Source organism: Pseudothioclava alba, assembly GCF_033100795.1.
Taxonomy (GTDB): domain Bacteria; phylum Pseudomonadota; class Alphaproteobacteria; order Rhodobacterales; family Rhodobacteraceae; genus Pseudothioclava.
In genome coordinates, this window is sequence record NZ_JAWLVI010000010.1 from 1 (window position 1) to 16207 (window position 16207).

12 protein-coding genes are annotated in these 16207 nt (G+C 61.0%); 11 read left to right on the forward strand and 1 reads right to left on the reverse strand.

Annotated elements, in window-relative coordinates; all coding sequences use genetic code 11:
• Window positions 1–494: 494 nt before the first annotated feature.
• Genes RYZ20_RS14905 through dacB form a run of 4 tightly spaced genes read left to right on the forward strand, consistent with a single transcriptional unit; the run spans window position 495 to window position 4308 of the window.
• Complete coding sequence (locus RYZ20_RS14905; protein WP_317674862.1) at window positions 495–1112, forward strand: heme NO-binding domain-containing protein; 618 nt, start codon at window positions 495–497, stop codon at window positions 1110–1112.
• Window positions 1109–2173, forward strand: a complete 1065-nt coding sequence (locus tag RYZ20_RS14910) for a GGDEF domain-containing protein (protein WP_317674864.1) — start codon at window positions 1109–1111, stop codon at window positions 2171–2173. Before RYZ20_RS14905 ends, RYZ20_RS14910 begins: the two co-directional genes overlap by 4 nt.
• Before the next feature lie 44 nt (window positions 2174–2217).
• Window positions 2218–2829 carry a nicotinate-nucleotide adenylyltransferase gene (locus tag RYZ20_RS14915; RefSeq protein WP_317674866.1) on the forward strand — a complete coding sequence of 204 codons (612 nt, stop codon included), beginning with the start codon at window positions 2218–2220 and terminating at the stop codon, window positions 2827–2829.
• A gap of 54 nt (window positions 2830–2883) precedes the next feature.
• Window positions 2884–4308: a D-alanyl-D-alanine carboxypeptidase/D-alanyl-D-alanine endopeptidase gene (gene dacB, locus RYZ20_RS14920; protein WP_317674868.1), complete on the forward strand. Its 1425-nt coding sequence runs from the start codon at window positions 2884–2886 to the stop codon at window positions 4306–4308.
• Here dacB and RYZ20_RS14925 read toward each other — a convergent pair.
• Window positions 4305–4727: a tellurite resistance TerB family protein gene (locus tag RYZ20_RS14925; protein ID WP_317674870.1), complete on the reverse strand. Its 423-nt coding sequence runs from the start codon at window positions 4725–4727 to the stop codon at window positions 4305–4307. The two genes, dacB and RYZ20_RS14925, sit on opposite strands and share 4 nt — an antisense overlap.
• Before the next feature lie 109 nt (window positions 4728–4836).
• Between RYZ20_RS14925 and RYZ20_RS14930 the strand changes: the two genes are divergently transcribed.
• The 7 genes from RYZ20_RS14930 to RYZ20_RS14960 all read left to right on the forward strand — a co-directional run bounded on the left by RYZ20_RS14930 (window position 4837) and on the right by RYZ20_RS14960 (window position 16145).
• On the forward strand, window positions 4837–6486 hold the full coding sequence (locus RYZ20_RS14930) for a lysine--tRNA ligase (RefSeq protein WP_317674872.1): 1650 nt from the start codon (window positions 4837–4839) through the stop codon (window positions 6484–6486).
• Window positions 6487–6684: 198 nt separating this feature from the next.
• On the forward strand, window positions 6685–8976 hold the full coding sequence (locus RYZ20_RS14935; RefSeq protein ID WP_317674874.1) for a glycosyl hydrolase family 28-related protein: 2292 nt from the start codon (window positions 6685–6687) through the stop codon (window positions 8974–8976).
• 484 nt (window positions 8977–9460) lie between these two features.
• On the forward strand, window positions 9461–11026 hold the full coding sequence (locus RYZ20_RS14940; protein WP_317674963.1) for a SulP family inorganic anion transporter: 1566 nt from the start codon (window positions 9461–9463) through the stop codon (window positions 11024–11026).
• A gap of 359 nt (window positions 11027–11385) precedes the next feature.
• On the forward strand, window positions 11386–13359 hold the full coding sequence (acs, locus tag RYZ20_RS14945; RefSeq protein ID WP_317674876.1) for an acetate--CoA ligase: 1974 nt from the start codon (window positions 11386–11388) through the stop codon (window positions 13357–13359).
• 11 nt (window positions 13360–13370) lie between these two features.
• Window positions 13371–14054, forward strand: a complete 684-nt coding sequence (locus tag RYZ20_RS14950) for an adenylate kinase (protein ID WP_317674878.1) — start codon at window positions 13371–13373, stop codon at window positions 14052–14054.
• 60 nt (window positions 14055–14114) lie between these two features.
• Complete coding sequence (locus RYZ20_RS14955) at window positions 14115–14372, forward strand: DUF4212 domain-containing protein (RefSeq protein ID WP_317674880.1); 258 nt, start codon at window positions 14115–14117, stop codon at window positions 14370–14372.
• 15 nt (window positions 14373–14387) lie between these two features.
• A complete protein-coding gene (locus tag RYZ20_RS14960; protein ID WP_317674881.1) occupies window positions 14388–16145 on the forward strand; it encodes a sodium:solute symporter family protein in 1758 nt (585 codons plus the stop codon).
• The last annotated feature ends 62 nt before the right edge of the window (window positions 16146–16207 follow it).

Here is a 16207-nt window from a genome sequence, read left to right on the forward strand (position 1 = left end):
GACGTCCTGGCGCGGCTGCCGGACTTGCCCGTCTCGCGCCTCCCCGAATTGCTGCCGTGGCACTGGAAAACACAACAGGACGCCCTCAACGCACCCTGACCGTGGCCTTCGCCGGATGTTTGCCTCCCAAGCGAACTTCGGTCGGGAGGAAGCAAATGGCACGATCAGACATGTGCGATCTTGAATGGGAATTCATCCAGGCGGTCTTGCCCAGCAAGACAAGGGGCAAGATGCGGGTTCATGGCCGCCGCGTGATCAACAGTATTTTCTAAGCCCTGCGCATTGGCATCCTTTGGGCTGATGCACCTGAGCAATGCGACCCACCAACCCGAAACGCAAACACACGGACAACGGCTTCCTCTCGGCAGTCGCACTCGCTGCAACCGTCATGTTTTGGTTGTGAGTCCTGGGCTTAGTGAAAAATCAGATGTTTAACGCTGAGGCTTTGGCGGTTTCTTAACGCCTGCGCGGTAGCTTTCCGGAAAGGAGGCACCATGCACGGCCTGATAAGCAAATCGATCCAGTGTTTTCTCAATGATACCTATGGGGAGGACCTGTGGATGCGGATTGCCGCGCGCGCGGGGCTGAGAAGGGATCACATTTTCGAACCTTTGTTGCACTATGACGATAGTGTAACCGAAGCGGTCGTCGTGGCGGCTCTCGGAGAGCTTGGTCGTACCCGCGATGTCCTGTTCGAGGATCTGGGCACATTTCTTGCCTCGCGCGAGGCGCTGCGCCGCCTCCTGCGGTTTGGCGGGGGGGACTATCTGGATTTTCTTCTCTCGCTGGAGGAATTGCCGGGCCGGGGGTGTTTGACCTTGCCTGACCTCGATCTGCCGGGGCTGACCCTGTGTGATGGAGGGGCCGGACATTTTCTGCTGTTGGTCGAATCCGCTGTCGCGGACTGGACGCCGGTGATGGCTGGCCTATTGCGAGCCATGGCGGATGATTATGGTGCGTTGGTGCTGATCGAAACTGTCGATGACGGACAGGAGGTGCGCGACAAGATTTCGATTTCTCTGCTGGAGGCGCGCTATGCCGAGGGCCGCCGTTTTGATCTGGCTGCGGCCCCCGTGTCGTCCGCCAACCTTACATTGACGAGGGTGGGATGAGTTCTGAACCGAGCCGCAAGGATGCCTGCCCAGAGGAATGTATCGGGATGGCACCCGATACGATGGGACACCTGATGCCGATGTATCTGATGATTGCGGCGGACGGGCGGGTGATGGCACTCGGGCCGACGCTGGCAAAAATTATCGGGAAAGACATTTGTGGTCAGCCCTTCGAGGCGATATTCCAACCGCGTCGCGGGTGGTGGGAGGTGGCAGATGACGCACCTCCCGATCCAGAGTCGCTGCGCCTTGGCGCGTGGCGGATAAAGGCGGGGCGCCGCATCCATCTGAGCCTGCGTGCGCATCCGGAAATTACCCTGCGTGGCAGCGCCATCGCGCGTGCGCAGGATGATGGTGTTTTGATGAACCTGACCTTTGGGGTGCATCTTGCGCAGGCTGTGCGTGATTTCGCTCTGACTGACGATGACTTTGCGCCATCCGATCTGGCGATGGAGCTATTGTATCTGCAAGAGGCCAAAGAACTGGTGATGGGGGAGTTGCGCGCATTGAACCACCGGCTGGAACAGGCGCGGGCGCGGGCGATAGGTGAGGCGATGACCGATGCCTTGACCGGGCTCGCCAATCGTCGGGCTTTTGATACGGCGCTCGAACAATCGTTGGAAAGCAGCTTTGCCGGAGGGGCGCCATTCGCGTTGGCCCATCTCGATCTCGACCATTTCAAGGCTGTGAATGATACGCTTGGACATGCCGCCGGAGACCGCGTTCTGGAAGTTGTGGGGCAAATCCTGCGTGAAGAGACCCGTAAAGGTGATCTTGTCGCGCGCGTCGGTGGGGACGAATTTATCATGCTGTTGCGCGGCCCTCTCGACTATGCGCGGATCTCGAAAATGGGCGAGCGGATCATCGCGCGCCTGGAAGAACCTGTGCCGTTCGAGGGACAGGAGTGCCGGATTTCGGGGTCGATCGGGGTTGTCCTGTCGATGAACTACTTGCGCCCTGATGCGCAGGGGATGCTCGCCGATGCCGATGCAGCACTCTATAATTCAAAACGCGAAGGGCGCGCGCGCTGCACGATCGTCAAGCAAGCTGTCATGCCTTAAAATCTGCTTTCCCTGCCGTTATGATTTCGGCTAGGGCTAGCGCCATGAAACGTGGATTTCCCTTGGCGAGACCGGGCATGCGCATCGGGCTTCTGGGTGGATCGTTCGATCCGGCCCATGAGGGGCACGCGCATATTACGCGCGCAGCGCTCAAGGCTTTCGGTCTGGATCAAGTCTGGTGGCTGGTCAGCCCCGGTAACCCGCTGAAAACGCACGGACCCGCGCGGATCGAAGCGCGGCTGGCCAAGGCGAAGCGGGTGATCCCCGACCCGCGGGTGGTCGTAACCGACGTCGAAGCCAAGCTGGGCACGCGCTATACTGCCGAAACCCTTGAACAGTTGCAGGCGCTTTATGCGGGCGTGCAATTCGTCTGGCTGATGGGCGGCGACAATCTGGTGCAGTTCGACCGTTGGGACCGCTGGCAAACCATATTGGAGATGGTTCCGGTTGGCGTTCTCGCCCGTCCGGGGGCTCGGATGAAAGCGCGCCGATCGCGGGCCGCGCGGATTTACGAGGCGGCGCGGCTGCCACGGGAAAAGGCGCGGCTATTGGCGGGCGCTGTGCCGCCCGCGTGGTGCTTTCTGGATGTGCCGTTGAACGAGTTGTCGTCCTCGGAATTGCGCGCGCAGGGGCTGTGGCGGCGCGGCGACGCTTGAAGCCCTGACGCGCACTGGCTAGGCTCGGGCTGTCCAGTGATGCAAGGTGAAGCAATGGTAACGAGGCGGGCCGTTTTGGGAGGGCTGGGGGCGGGGGCATTCGCGCCCACGCTATGGGCAGCCCCTGGCGTCGCATCCGCGCGAGACCTGATTGCGCAGGCGGACCTGAGTGGAGACGTCTCGTTCGTCGTTGCCGATCGGCGCACGGGGCTGGTTCTGGAAGAATACAATGCGGCCAAGTTGATGGCGGCAGCTTCGACGACAAAGGCGATTACCTCGCTTTACGCGCTGGAGCATCTGGGGCGCGATTATCGTTTTTCGACGAGGATCGTCGCGACAGGGCCGGTGCAGGGCGGCGTGGTGCAGGGCGATCTGGTGCTGGCCGGTGGTGCCGATCCGACGCTTGATACGGACGGGCTTGGAGTGCTGGCGGCCAAGCTGGGCGGAGCGGGTATCCGCGGGGTAACGGGGCGGTTTATGGTCTGGGGCGGCGCGATCCCCTATGCCGCGCAGATTGCGGACGATCAGCCGGTGCATGTGGGGTATAATCCGGCGATCTCGGGGATTGTGCTCAATTACAACCGTGTGCATTTCGAATGGAAACGCGCGGGCAAGGGATACGAGCTGTCGATGGATGCGCGGGGCGAGAAATTCCGTCCCCGCGCCTATACAGCGCAAGCCAGGCTGAGCAATCGGAAAAATCCGGTCTATTCCTATCGGGATGAGGGCGGCAAGGAGCTGTGGACGGTGGCCGCGGGCGCTTTGGGCAAGGCGGGAAGCCGCTGGTTGCCGGTGCGCCACCCCGAAGCCTATGCGGGCGATGTGTTCCAGACCCTGTGCCGCAGTCACGGGATCGACCTGCCGGCGCCTCGGCCGGTAAGCGATTTCCCCGGCGGGCAGGTGGTCGCGGCGATCTCAAGCGCGGATCTGCCGACGATCTTGCGCGATATGATGCGGTTCTCGACCAACCTGACGGCAGAAGCGGTGGGGATGATGGCGAGTGCCGCGCGCGGAGCGGGGGCCGGGTTGGGGCAATCAGGGCGCGCGATGAGCGACTGGATCGAGGCGCGTGCGGGCATCGGGCGGGCGGGCTTTTTCGACCACTCGGGGCTGAATGTGCGCTCGCGGATTTCAGCCGCAGATATGGTGCAGGCGCTGCGCGTGGTGGGGGCGCCGATGGGGGTGCGCGGGCTGATGAAGCCGTTCGATCTGCGTGATAACAACGGCAAAAAGATGAAAGGCGGGCCGCTGCGGATCGACGCGAAGACCGGAACGCTGGATTATGTGTCGACGCTGGCGGGCTATCTGACGGCGCCCGACGGAACCGAGTTGGTGTTCGCGATTTTCACCGGTGATCTGGCGCGGCGCAAGCGCATGAAGGAAAGCGACAGCGACAAGCAGGCCTCAAGCGCCTGGGTGCGGCGCTCGAAGATATTGCAAAGCCGTTTGCTGGAACGCTGGGGCGCGCTTTACGGCTAAAGATTGAGGTGACGCACCCGCGCGCCCCATTCGATTGCTACCGCGTGCAGCCGGTCGATGGCCAGCTCAGCGCGGATTTCCTCGAGCATACGCAACTCGGGCTGATGCAGGACACCATCGGCGGCGGCCACATCGCAGGCCAGCGCATAGGCGGTTTCCAACAGCTTCTCGGGCAGCGCGTCACGCACGAGACCGAAGAGCGCCTCGAGCCCCTCTTCCTCTTCGAAGAGGGCGTAGACGGTTTGTGCGACGGTGCGGATGCGGTCGATGTCATAGGTCGCGAAAATCGGCATGTGATTGACCATGCGTTCGATCGCGACCAGCTCGGCGGTGCGGATGTCCTCGTCCGAGGCTGAAACAGCGACCATGACGGCGACTAGCGCGTCTTGCGGCGAGAGCGAAGGGTGAGTTTCGAGCACGGGCAGGGATTCCTTACACTGGTTTGCCTGAGCAAATTATTGACGATCCCGCGCCCGTTCAATAGGTGGAGGGCGAAAGGGCGCATGGGGCGCCCCGATGAGGTATGACATGAGCACTCTGCGCGACGCCGCGATGAATTCCAAAGCCTGGCCTTTCGAGGAGGCCCGCCGGGTGCTCAAACGTTACGAGAAGAAGGCGCCTGAAAAGGGGTATGTGCTTTTCGAGACCGGCTACGGTCCCTCGGGCCTGCCCCATATCGGCACCTTCGGTGAGGTCGCCCGCACCACGATGATCAAAAAGGCGTTCGAGGTGATCTCGGACATTCCGACGAAGCTGATCTGCTTCTCGGACGATCTTGACGGGATGCGCAAGGTGCCGACGAACGTGCCCAATCAGGACATGCTGCGCGAGCACGAGCAGAAGCCGCTGACCTCGGTGCCGGACCCGTTCGAAGAGTTCGACAGCTTTGGCGACCATAACAACGCGATGCTGCGCCGGTTCCTTGATACCTTCGGGTTTGAATACGAATTCTACTCGGCCACCGATTTCTACAAATCGGGCCGGTTCGACGCGGTTCTGCGCCGCGCCGCCGAAAAGTATGATGAGATCATGGCGGTGATGCTGAAATCGCTGCGTGAAGAGCGCCAGCAAAGCTATTCGTGCTTCTTGCCGATCCACCCCGAGACGGGCCGCGTTCTGTATGTGCCGATGAAAGAGGTGAATGCCAAAGAGGGCACGATCACCTTTGACGACGAAGACGGGCGCGAATGGACGCTGCCGGTGACGGGCGGCAATGTGAAACTGCAATGGAAGCCCGATTTCGGCGCCCGTTGGGCCGCGCTGGATGTCGATTTCGAGATGTATGGCAAGGACCACTCGACCAACACGCCGATCTATGACCGGATCTGCGAAATCCTTGGCGGCAAGAAGCCCGAGCATTTCACCTACGAGCTGTTCCTTGATGCGAATGGCGAAAAGATTTCCAAGTCGAAAGGCAATGGCCTGTCGATCGACGAGTGGCTGACCTATGCGTCGTCGGAATCGCTGGGGTATTTCATGTTCCTCAAGCCCAAGACCGCCAAGCGTCTGTGGTGGGATGTGATCCCGAAGATGATGGACGAATACCATCAGCAGCTTCGCGCCTACCCGACGCAGAGCCTTGAGCAGCAGCTTAACAATCCGGTTTGGCACATCCACGGCGGCAACCCGCCCGAGTCGAAGATGGTGGTGCCGTTCTCGATGCTGCTGAACCTCGCATCGGTGGCTGGTGCGTCTGACAAGGACGGGCTGTGGGGCTTTATCAAGCGCTATGCGCCCGAGGCGACGCCGGAAACCCACCCCGATCTTGATCAGGCGGCGGCTTTTGCGGTGCGCTATTACCACGATTTCGTGGCGCCCGAGCGCCAGTTCCGCCTGCCTTCTGACTCCGAGCGCGCGGCGCTTCTGGATCTGGTGGCAGCGATGAAATCGCCCGAGGCCGCCTTGGCCCAGATCGCGCGCAAGAACGCCGAGGCAGGCAGCGACGAAGCCTTGCCCGAGGCCGATTTCCACAGCGACGATTTCCTGCAAACGGTGGTCTTTGCGATTGGCAAGAACCACGGGTTCGAGAACCTGCGCGACTGGTTCAAGGCGCTTTACGAGGTGCTTCTGGGTCAATCGCAAGGCCCGCGGTTCGGCGGATTTATCGCGCTTTACGGTGTCGAGGAAACTGTCGGCCTGATCGAACGCGCGCTGAACGGCGAGCTTGTTCAGGGTTAATCCCTTATAGACAAACGGATTTGGCGGGCGGGTGCGAGGCATCCGCCCGTTTGCGTTTCGGGCGAACGGTCGCGTAAATCCCTGTTTAACCCTGTTGGCTAGTTCTGTTCGGGCTTGGGGCTTGCGCCCTTTCAGCGCCGTTACGAGAGCGGGCGCGCTGGCCGTAACGGCGGCGGAACACCACAAGGGGATTATGGGATGAACAAGGCGATTACCGACGGGCTGGTGCTGACCCCGCCCGCTTTTGAACTGGGATTGGGCGTTTGGTCGAGCGAGAATGGCACAGCCGGATCGGCAACCTATGCGGGGGCGGTGAATGCCTCGATCGCGGTGGCAGATCAGGATTTCGGGAATTGCCTCGAACTGGTCAAAACGCAGTCGGTGCAAAAGCTGCGCTATATGGGGGAAACGGTGCTGCTGCCCGGCTGCTATCTGCGCATCAAAACGCGGATCAAGGTGCTTTCGGGGAACCGGCCCGAGGTGCGCATTGCGGGCTATGCGATGATCGACGCGGGCGCGCATGTGCCGGGGCTGGTGGAGATCGGCCCGAGCGTGACCACACAGCAATATGGCTCGATCTACGAGGTGTCGGCGATTGTCGGCTCGGGCGCGCGGGGCGGCGTCGATATGGTTTGGGGGATCGCGCCCGATTACGGACATTTCGGGCTGGACCTGACCGGGCTGAGCGGTGGTGTGGTGAGGATCGAGAATTTCGAGATCGAGGATGTCACCTCGGCCTTTTTGCGCGACATGCTGGATTGGGTGGATGTGCGCGATTACGGCGCGCGCGGCGATGGGGTGAGCGATGACCGCGCGGCCTTTGTCGCGGCTGATACCGCAGCAAACGGGCGTTCGATTTTCGTGCCAGCGGGCGAGTATGCTATCGGATCAAGCCTGTCGATCAATGCGCCGATCCGGTTTGAAGGGACGCTGAAAATGCCGGTCGCCGCGCGGCTTGCGCTGCTGTCGAGCTTTGATTTCCCGACCTATGCCGAAGCCTTTGGCGATGAGATGGCAGGCTTCAAGAAGGCGTTGCAGGCGCTTTTTGACTATACCGACCACAATGCGCTGGACCTGAAAGGGCGGCGCGTCGAGGTGACAGAGCCGATCCGCATTTCCGAGATCGCGCCCGGTCTGACCTCGTTTTCCAACCGCCGCGTTCTGCGCAATGGTCAGTTGAATGTCATCGACGGGGCCGCGTGGGCGGATAGCGTTGTGACCTCGACGGGGACGTATTCGACCGGCTCGCCTTATCTGCTGACCGGCGTCGCCAACATCGCGAATATCCCCGTGGGCGCGCATGTGACCGGCTCGGGCGTGGGCCGCGAGGTCTTTGTGCAGGCGGTCAATGTGGGGGCTGGCACGCTGACGCTTTCGCAGCCGCTCTATGGTGGGTCTGGCACGCGCAACTTCACTTTCCGCCGCTACCAGTATGTGCTGGACTTCTCGGGGCTGCAAAAGCTTGATCGCTTTAACATCGACGATGTGGAGTTCCTGTGTAACGGGGTGGCCTCGGCGGTGATGCTGGCGCCGGTCGGGCAGATGTTCCATATCCGCGATTGCTATGTGGTGAAGCCGAAGGACCGTGTGATTACCTCGATCGGTCGCGGCTGTCAGGACATTCTGGTCGACCGCTGCCAGTTCATCTCGAATGAAACCTCAGTGCCCGCGCAGGATCGCAGCTCGGTCGTGATGAACGTGAACGCCAATGATGCGAAAATCCGCGACTCGCGGTTCGTGCGGTTCGGGACTACCTTCGTTATGCATGGCTCGGGGCATCTGATCGTCGGGAACCACTGGTTCCAGGGCGATGACGAGGATAATAACGTCCGGCTGCCGGGGCTGGTGTTTACCCAGCTGAACGTGCAATCCGCCGTGACCGGAAACTACATCGACAGCGCGATCGTCGAGTGGACAAACGAGCACGATCCGGCGGTGGACTACACATCGGGCTATTCGTTCGGCGGGCTGACCGTCAGCGGCAATACCTGTGTCGCGATGGATGCCGCGCCGTGGTTTACCTTCTTCTCGATCAAACCCTATGGCTCGGGGCATTTCATCCACGGGCTGACCATTGCGGAGAACGTGTTCAAGGCGATCAACGGCAATATCACGCGGATCGACAAGGTCGATACGACCTATGCCACGCTGAATTATTCGCGGATGCGCAATATCCGCGTCGAGGGCAATATGTTCAACGGCATTAACGAGCAGATTTCGAACCCGGCGTCGCTTGAGGTGAACCAGTCCACCGCGCAAACGGTCTGGACCGTTGATCCGTCGGTCTTGCTGCCGTTCTCGGGATGGGCGCGCAATGTAGAAAGCCTTGTCGCCGAGGGGGCAATCCGGTCGGCCTCGAACGCGGTTGTCACGGCGATGCCCTATGTCGAGGTGGAGCAGGGCAGCAGCAAGGACAAGGTCACGGTGAACTGGCCCTCTGCCGCGAAAGGGCGCCTGCAGATGCGGGTCCGGATGGACAATCCGAACTGAGCCGTTCGGGATAGGATGCACAAGGGCGCCATCTGGCGCCCTTTTCTATGCCAGATCGGTGCCCGTCAGCCGATCGGCTTGGGCAAACCCGCCATTCAGCAGCCCCGCACGCGGGGGGGGGGCGTAGCGCGCGGCTATGCGCTGAGAGGCGGGAGGCCAGAGAGGACAGTCCTCCCTCCGGTCCGGCGTCAAGAGACATGCGGCTGACGGACGGAGACCCCGTTGCTGGATCAATGCCACCAAGCGCGCCAAATCTTGCGCTTGCCATCAGGTTTCGCAGCGAGCCTGCGGGCCGTATCATCGGTTTTGCGGATCGGCGAGGGGGCGTTTGTCATTGATTATCCTCTGATCAGCTTGACAAAGGTGGGGGCAATCGCGTCAGTTGCCTGCAACATCATACAAAATAGCGCGAAAAATGCCCTTTAGCCCAGACCAACACGAGGCGGCGGGCGGCGTGGCTCCTCACGGGCAGCCGCTGCGTCCTATGTTTTTTGACGCCCTGAAAGAAGGGCTGACGCCATCTCGATTGCGCGCGGATGCACTGGCGGGGGTGACGGTTGCCATTGTTGCGCTGCCCCTGTCTATGGCCATCGCGATTGCATCGGGGGTCGGGCCGGAGCGTGGGCTTTACACGGCGATTATCGGCGGGTTTCTGGTGTCACTACTTGGCGGGTCGCGGTTCCAGATTGGTGGGCCTGCGGGGGCGTTTATCGTGCTTGTCGCGGCCTGTGTCGCGCAAACCGGGCTGTCGGGGTTGATTCTGGCGACGTTTCTGTCGGGTGTGATGCTGGCGCTTTTGGGCTTGGCGCGGCTTGGTTCGACGATCCGCTATATGCCTTATCCGGTGACGGTGGGCTTTACCTCGGGGATCGGGGTGATCATTCTGGCCAGCCAGCTGAAGGATATGCTGGGGCTGAGCTTGCCCGGTGGCGAACCGGGGCCGATCCTGCCCAAGATTGCCGCGCTTTGGCAGGCCCGCGAAACCGCGAGTCTGTCCGCGATCGCGGTGACGGTTCTGACGATTGCGGTGATCGAGCTTATCAAGCGGATACGCCCGCATTGGCCCTCGCTTCTGATCGGGATCGCCTCGGTCACTTTGTTCAGCACGCTTGCGGGGCTGCAGGTCGAGACCATCGCGACGCGTTTTGGCGAGTTGCCGCGCCTGCCGCCCTTGCCTCATCTGCCTGATCTTTCGCCAGATGCGCTGCTTGCCGCGCTGCCCTGGGCGTTCTCCTTCACGCTGCTGGGGGCGATTGAATCACTGCTTTCGGCGATGGTGGCCGACGGGATGAGCGGCACGATGCATCGCTCGAATATGGAGCTGATCGCGCAAGGCGTCGCGAATATGGGGGCCGCGCTGTTCGGTGGTTTTTGCGTGACCGGCACGATTGCACGGACGGCGACCAACGTGCGCTCGGGCGCGCATACGCCGGTTGCGGGGATGATCCACGCGCTTGTGCTGCTGGTGTTTCTGCTGATCGCGGCACCTCTGGCCGGTTATATCCCGCTGGCCGCCCTGGCGGGTTTGTTGGGAATCGTCGCGTGGAACATGATCGAAAAGCACGAATGCGCAGCCCTGACCCGTGTGTCGCGGGGCGATGCGATGGTGCTGTGGGTCACGCTTCTGGTGGTGGTATTCCGCGATCTGGCCGAGGGGATCATTCTGGGCTTTGCGCTGGGCGGGTTGGTGTTCATCCGCCATATGTCCGAGCATTCGGGTGTCTTCGAAAATCCCGCTCCGGTCTCGGATGCCGCTGACGAGCCTTCGGATACGCAAGATGCCGACCGCGTGGTCTATCATATGCGGGGTATGATCTTCTTCGGCTCGGTCGCACGCCTTGGCACAGTTCTCGAGCGCATCGCCGAGCGCCCGCGCACGGTCGAGCTGGACCTGACAGGGGCGAGCTTTGTCGACATCACCGGCGCGCGCATGATCCGTGAACTGGCGCAAAACCTGTCGCGCCGTGGCGGCTGGCTACATATTGCGGGTGCCCGCCCCGATATTGTCGAGCAGTTGCGTTCCGCAGGTGTTCCGCCCGAGCATTTCTGACGCTTCGCGGTTGCTTTCGTCGTTCGAATCGTATGCTGCGACTGCATGAAAATTTCGATGCCGCATTGCGGCGCGAAACTTTATTTCTTTTCGATGCTCGTGACGCAACGTCGAAACTACACAATTTCATGAACAGGCAAGGGCTTGAAACAATAGCCATTTTTCTCTTTCCAAGAGATTAATTTTACAATGTTACCGATGGCTCTGTGAAATTATTTACAGAAAAAATCAATGCACATAGGGGGTTACATAAAAAAAGCGTTTCTGGTTTACAATGTTTTCGGGGTAGAGTGCTCTCGGGTCGTGCCGGGGGTTTGGGTGCGGCGACGGGCCGCAAGGAATTCTAGGGAGGTTGCCAGATGGCTGCTCAGGAACAGTCGAACATCGTGCCAGAGATCAAAGAGATCCCCGCCGGGTTCGAAAATGCCCACTGCGATACCGCGAAATATCGCGAGATGTATCAGGAATCGATTTCTGACCCGGACAAGTTCTGGGGCCGCGAGGGTAAGCGTCTCGACTGGATGACGCCCTACACCAAGGTCAAGAACACCGATTTCACCTTTGGTCACGTCTCGATCAAATGGTTCGAGGACGGTGTGCTGAATGCCTCGGTCAACTGTATCGACCGTCACCTGCCGACCCGTGCCGACCAGACCGCGATTATCTTCGAGCCCGATGATCCGGAAACCCCTGCGCAACACATCACCTATAAAGAGCTGTCGGAAAACGTGAACCGCATGGCGAACGTTCTGCTGTCGCAGGGCGTGATGCGCGGTGACCGCGTTGTGATCTATCTGCCGATGATCCCCGAGGCCGCCTATGCGATGCTGGCCTGTGCGCGTATCGGTGCGATCCACTCGATCGTGTTTGCGGGTTTCTCGCCCGACGCGCTGGCGAACCGCATCAACGACTGCGGCGCGAAGGTCGTTATCACCGCTGACACCGCTCCGCGCGGTGGCCGTCGCACGCCGCTTAAGTCGAACACCGATGCAGCCCTTCTGCACTGCTCGGACCGCGTGCGCTGCCTTGTTGTCAAGCACACCGGCGACCAGACCACCTGGATCGACGGGCGCGACGTTGATGTGAAATACCTGATGAAGCACGCCTCGCCCGAGTGCCCGGCGCGCCCGATGAACGCCGAAGATCCGCTGTTCATCCTTTATACCTCGGGGTCGACCGGCAAGCCGAAGGGCGTTGTCCACTCGACCGGCGGTTATCTTGTTTATGCGGCGATGACCCATGAATATGTCTTCGACTATCACGAGGGCGATGTGTTCTGGTGCACCGCGGACGTGGGTTGGGTGACCGGCCACTCGTATATCGTCTATGGTCCGCTGGCGAATGGCGCGACCACGGTGATGTTCGAGGGCGTTCCGACCTATCCGGATGCGGGCCGTTTCTGGGCCGTGTGCGAAAAGCACAAGGTCAACCAGTTCTACACCGCGCCGACCGCGATCCGGGCGCTGATGGGCCAAGGCTCGGAATGGGTCGAGAAATACGACCTGTCGTCGATCAAGGTTCTGGGCTCGGTCGGTGAGCCGATCAACCCCGAAGCCTGGGCCTGGTATGACAAGTTCGTCGGCAAGGGCAAATGCCCGATCGTCGATACCTTCTGGCAGACCGAAACCGGCGGTCATATGCTGACCCCGCTTCCGGGCGCAACCCCCACCAAGCCGGGTTCGGCAACGCGTCCGTTCTTCGGCGTGAAGCCGGTGGTTCTGGATGCGCAAACCGCTGTGCGTCAGGACGAAACCGCAGCCGAGGGCGTTCTGTGCTTTGCCGATAGCTGGCCGGGCCAGATGCGCACTGTCTGGGGCGACCACGAGCGCTTCCAGGAAACCTACTTCCAGCAGTATAAGGGCTATTACTTCACCGGGGACGGCTGCCGCCGTGACTCGGACGGCTACTACTGGATTACCGGCCGCGTCGATGACGTTATCAACGTCTCGGGGCACCGTATGGGCACGGCCGAGGTCGAATCCGCCCTCGTGGCCCACGCAGCCGTGGCCGAGGCCGCCGTTGTCGGTTACCCGCACGAGGTCAAGGGGCAGGGTATCTACGCCTATGTCACGCTGATGAACGATCAGGAACCGACAGACGATCTGCGCAAGGAACTGGTGAAATGGGTTCGCACCGAGATCGGTCCGATCGCATCGCCCGACCTTATCCAGTGGGCGCCGGGTCTGCCGAAAACCCGTTCGGGCAAGATCATGCGCCGCATCCTGCGCAAGATCGCCGAGGACGATTTCGGCGCTTTGGGTGACATCTCGACGCTGGCCGATCCGTCGGTCGTCGAGGAACTGATCGCCAACCGCCAGAACCGTAAATCCTGAGGAGCGGACACTTGACCGACACTGTCGCGACAAATACCGCCGTTCTGATCCTTCTCGGCCCTCCGGGTGCCGGGAAGGGCACTCAGGCCCGTATGCTCGAAGAGAAATTCGGGCTGGTCCAGCTTTCGACCGGAGATCTTCTGCGCGCTGCTGTGGCCGCAGGAACTCCGGCGGGTCTGGCCGCGAAATCGGTGATGGAGGCGGGCGGGCTCGTTTCGGACGAGATCGTGCTGCAAATCCTGCAAGACCGCATGGCCGAGCCGGACACCGCCAAGGGCGTGATCCTTGACGGCTTTCCGCGCACGGCAGGTCAGGCCGAGGCGCTTGACGGGCTTCTGGCGGGTCAGGGGCTTGGCGTCACCGCCGCAATCTCGCTCAAGGTCGATGACGAGGCGATGATCAAGCGCGTCTCGGGCCGCTATACCTGTGGCGGCTGCGGCGAAGGCTATCACGACGAATTCAAGCTGCCCGCCGTTGCGGGAACTTGTGACAAATGCGGAGGCACGGAGTTCAAACGCCGCGCTGACGACAATGCCGAAACGGCGCGTGCGCGGCTTGAGGCCTACCACGCCCAAACGGCGCCGCTGATTGCCCACTATGGGCAACTCGGCGTTCTCGAAGAGGTGGATGCGATGGGGTCCATCGAAGACATCGCTTCGGGGCTAGGGTCGATCGTTCAAAAAGTATCGGCCTGAACGGGGAGGGGCGGGCCTGACAAACGGGCCCGTCTGGAGGAAAACAAGGGAGTTACGCTAATGGCGGACAAATCATCGTCCAACGCCTACTGGCAAGCGAACGTCAAGACGATCAAGCTGTTCTTGGTCATCTGGTTCGTGTGCTCGTTCGGCTTTGGCATTCTGCTTCGTCCGATGCTTTCGGGCATCGCAATCGGTGGCACTGACCTGGGCTTCTGGTTTGCTCAACAAGGTTCCATTCTCGTCTTCTTGGTCCTGATTTTTGCTTATGCCGCGCGCATGAACAAGCTGGACAAAGAATACGGCGTGGAAGAATAAGGGAGAGCAGGGACAATGGATCAGTTTACGCTTAACCTGCTGGTGGTGGGGGCGACCTTCGCTCTCTACATCGGCATCGCGATCTGGGCCCGCGCTGGCTCGACCGCTGAATTCTACGCCGCTGGCCGCGGCGTTCACCCCGTTCTGAACGGTATGGCAACCGGCGCTGACTGGATGTCGGCTGCGTCCTTCATCTCGATGGCCGGCATCATCGCATTCGGTGGCTACGATACCTCGGCCTACCTGATGGGTTGGACCGGCGGTTACGTGCTGCTTGCTATGCTTCTGGCGCCCTACCTGCGCAAGTTCGGCAAGTTCACGGTTCCGGAATTCATCGGCGACCGTTTCTACTCGCAGACCGCGCGCACCGTGGCTGTTATCTGCCTTATCACCGCTTCGCTGACCTACGTTATCGGTCAGATGACCGGTGTGGGCGTGGCTTTCTCGCGCTTCCTTGAAGTCGACAAGGCAACCGGCCTCTACATCGGCGCTGCGATGGTGTTCATGTATGCGGTTCTCGGCGGCATGAAGGGCATCACCTACACTCAGGTGGCCCAGTATGTCGTTCTGATCATCGCCTACACCATTCCGGCGGTCTTCATTTCGCTGAACCTGACGGGTAACGCACTGCCGCCGCTCGGCCTCTTCTCGGAAGCCAAGTCGACCGGTATGCCGATCCTCGAGACGCTCAACGGCATGATGCACGAACTGGGCTTCGGCTCGTATACCGACCAGAAAGACACCACGCTGAACATGTTCCTGTTCACCGTGTCGCTGATGATCGGTACCGCAGGTCTGCCGCACGTTATCGTTCGTTTCTTCACCGTTCCGACCGTGAAAGACGCACGTTCCTCGGCTGGCTGGGCGCTGGTTTTCATCGCGCTGCTCTATCTCACCGCTCCGGCTGTGGGTGCGATGGCTCGTATGAACCTGATCTCGACCTTCTACCCGAACGGGCTTGACGGTGCGGCTCTGTCGCTCGCCGAGATCGAAACCGGCACCGATGCCAAGGGCAACAACGTGACCTGGGTGAAGAACTGGGAGCAAACCGGTCTTCTCAAGTTCGACGACAAGAACGGTGACGGCCTCATCCAGTATGTCGCTTCGAAAGACGCGAACGAACTGGACGTGAACCGCGACATCATGGTTCTTGCGAACCCTGAAATCGCACAGCTTCCGGGCTGGGTTATCGCTCTGGTCGCTGCTGGTGGTCTGGCCGCTGCACTCTCGACCGCTGCGGGCCTGCTGATGGCGATCTCGTCGGCAGTGTCGCACGACCTCATCAAGTCGCAGATCAACCCGGGTATTTCGGAAAAAGGCGAGCTGATGGCTGCGCGCGTCTCGATGGGTGTTGCTATCGCGATCGCAACCTACCTCGGCCTCAACCCGCCCGGCTTCGCGGCACAAACCGTGGCTCTCGCCTTCGGTCTGGCAGCGGCGTCGATCTTCCCGGCACTGATGATGGGCATCTTCTCGAAGCGCATCAACAACAAGGGTGCGGTTGCTGGTATGGTCGCCGGTCTGCTTGTGACGGTTGTCTACATCTTCCTGCACAAGGGCTGGTTCTTCATTCCGGACACCAACTCGTTCTCGGATGCTGACCCGCTGCTACTCTCGATCAAATCGACCTCGTTCGGTTCGGTCGGTGCCCTGATCAACTTCGTGGTTGCCTATGTCGTGTCGAACGCGACCGAGGACACCCCGGCTGAGATCCAGGAGCTGGTGGAATCGATCCGCGTGCCGAAAGGCGCTGGTGCGGCGGTTGACCACTGAGCCAGGCTTCGGGCGGGGTGATATGCTCCGCCTGAACTGAAACCCCGGGCGCGCCCCGCTGC

What these genes read in the sequence shown, in the direction of transcription:
- RYZ20_RS14935 (WP_317674874.1), top strand. Translation starts at nt 6,685, where the DNA reads ATGAACAAGGCGATTACCGACGGGCTGGTGCTGACCCCGCCCGCTTTT.
- acs (WP_317674876.1), top strand. Translation starts at nt 11,386, where the DNA reads ATGGCTGCTCAGGAACAGTCGAACATCGTGCCAGAGATCAAAGAGATC.
- RYZ20_RS14915 (WP_317674866.1), top strand. Translation starts at nt 2,218, where the DNA reads ATGAAACGTGGATTTCCCTTGGCGAGACCGGGCATGCGCATCGGGCTT.
- RYZ20_RS14940 (WP_317674963.1), top strand. Translation starts at nt 9,461, where the DNA reads ATGTTTTTTGACGCCCTGAAAGAAGGGCTGACGCCATCTCGATTGCGC.
- RYZ20_RS14930 (WP_317674872.1), top strand. Translation starts at nt 4,837, where the DNA reads ATGAGCACTCTGCGCGACGCCGCGATGAATTCCAAAGCCTGGCCTTTC.
- dacB (WP_317674868.1), top strand. Translation starts at nt 2,884, where the DNA reads ATGGTAACGAGGCGGGCCGTTTTGGGAGGGCTGGGGGCGGGGGCATTC.
- RYZ20_RS14955 (WP_317674880.1), top strand. Translation starts at nt 14,115, where the DNA reads ATGGCGGACAAATCATCGTCCAACGCCTACTGGCAAGCGAACGTCAAG.
- RYZ20_RS14905 (WP_317674862.1), top strand. Translation starts at nt 495, where the DNA reads ATGCACGGCCTGATAAGCAAATCGATCCAGTGTTTTCTCAATGATACC.
- RYZ20_RS14910 (WP_317674864.1), top strand. Translation starts at nt 1,109, where the DNA reads ATGAGTTCTGAACCGAGCCGCAAGGATGCCTGCCCAGAGGAATGTATC.
- RYZ20_RS14960 (WP_317674881.1), top strand. Translation starts at nt 14,388, where the DNA reads ATGGATCAGTTTACGCTTAACCTGCTGGTGGTGGGGGCGACCTTCGCT.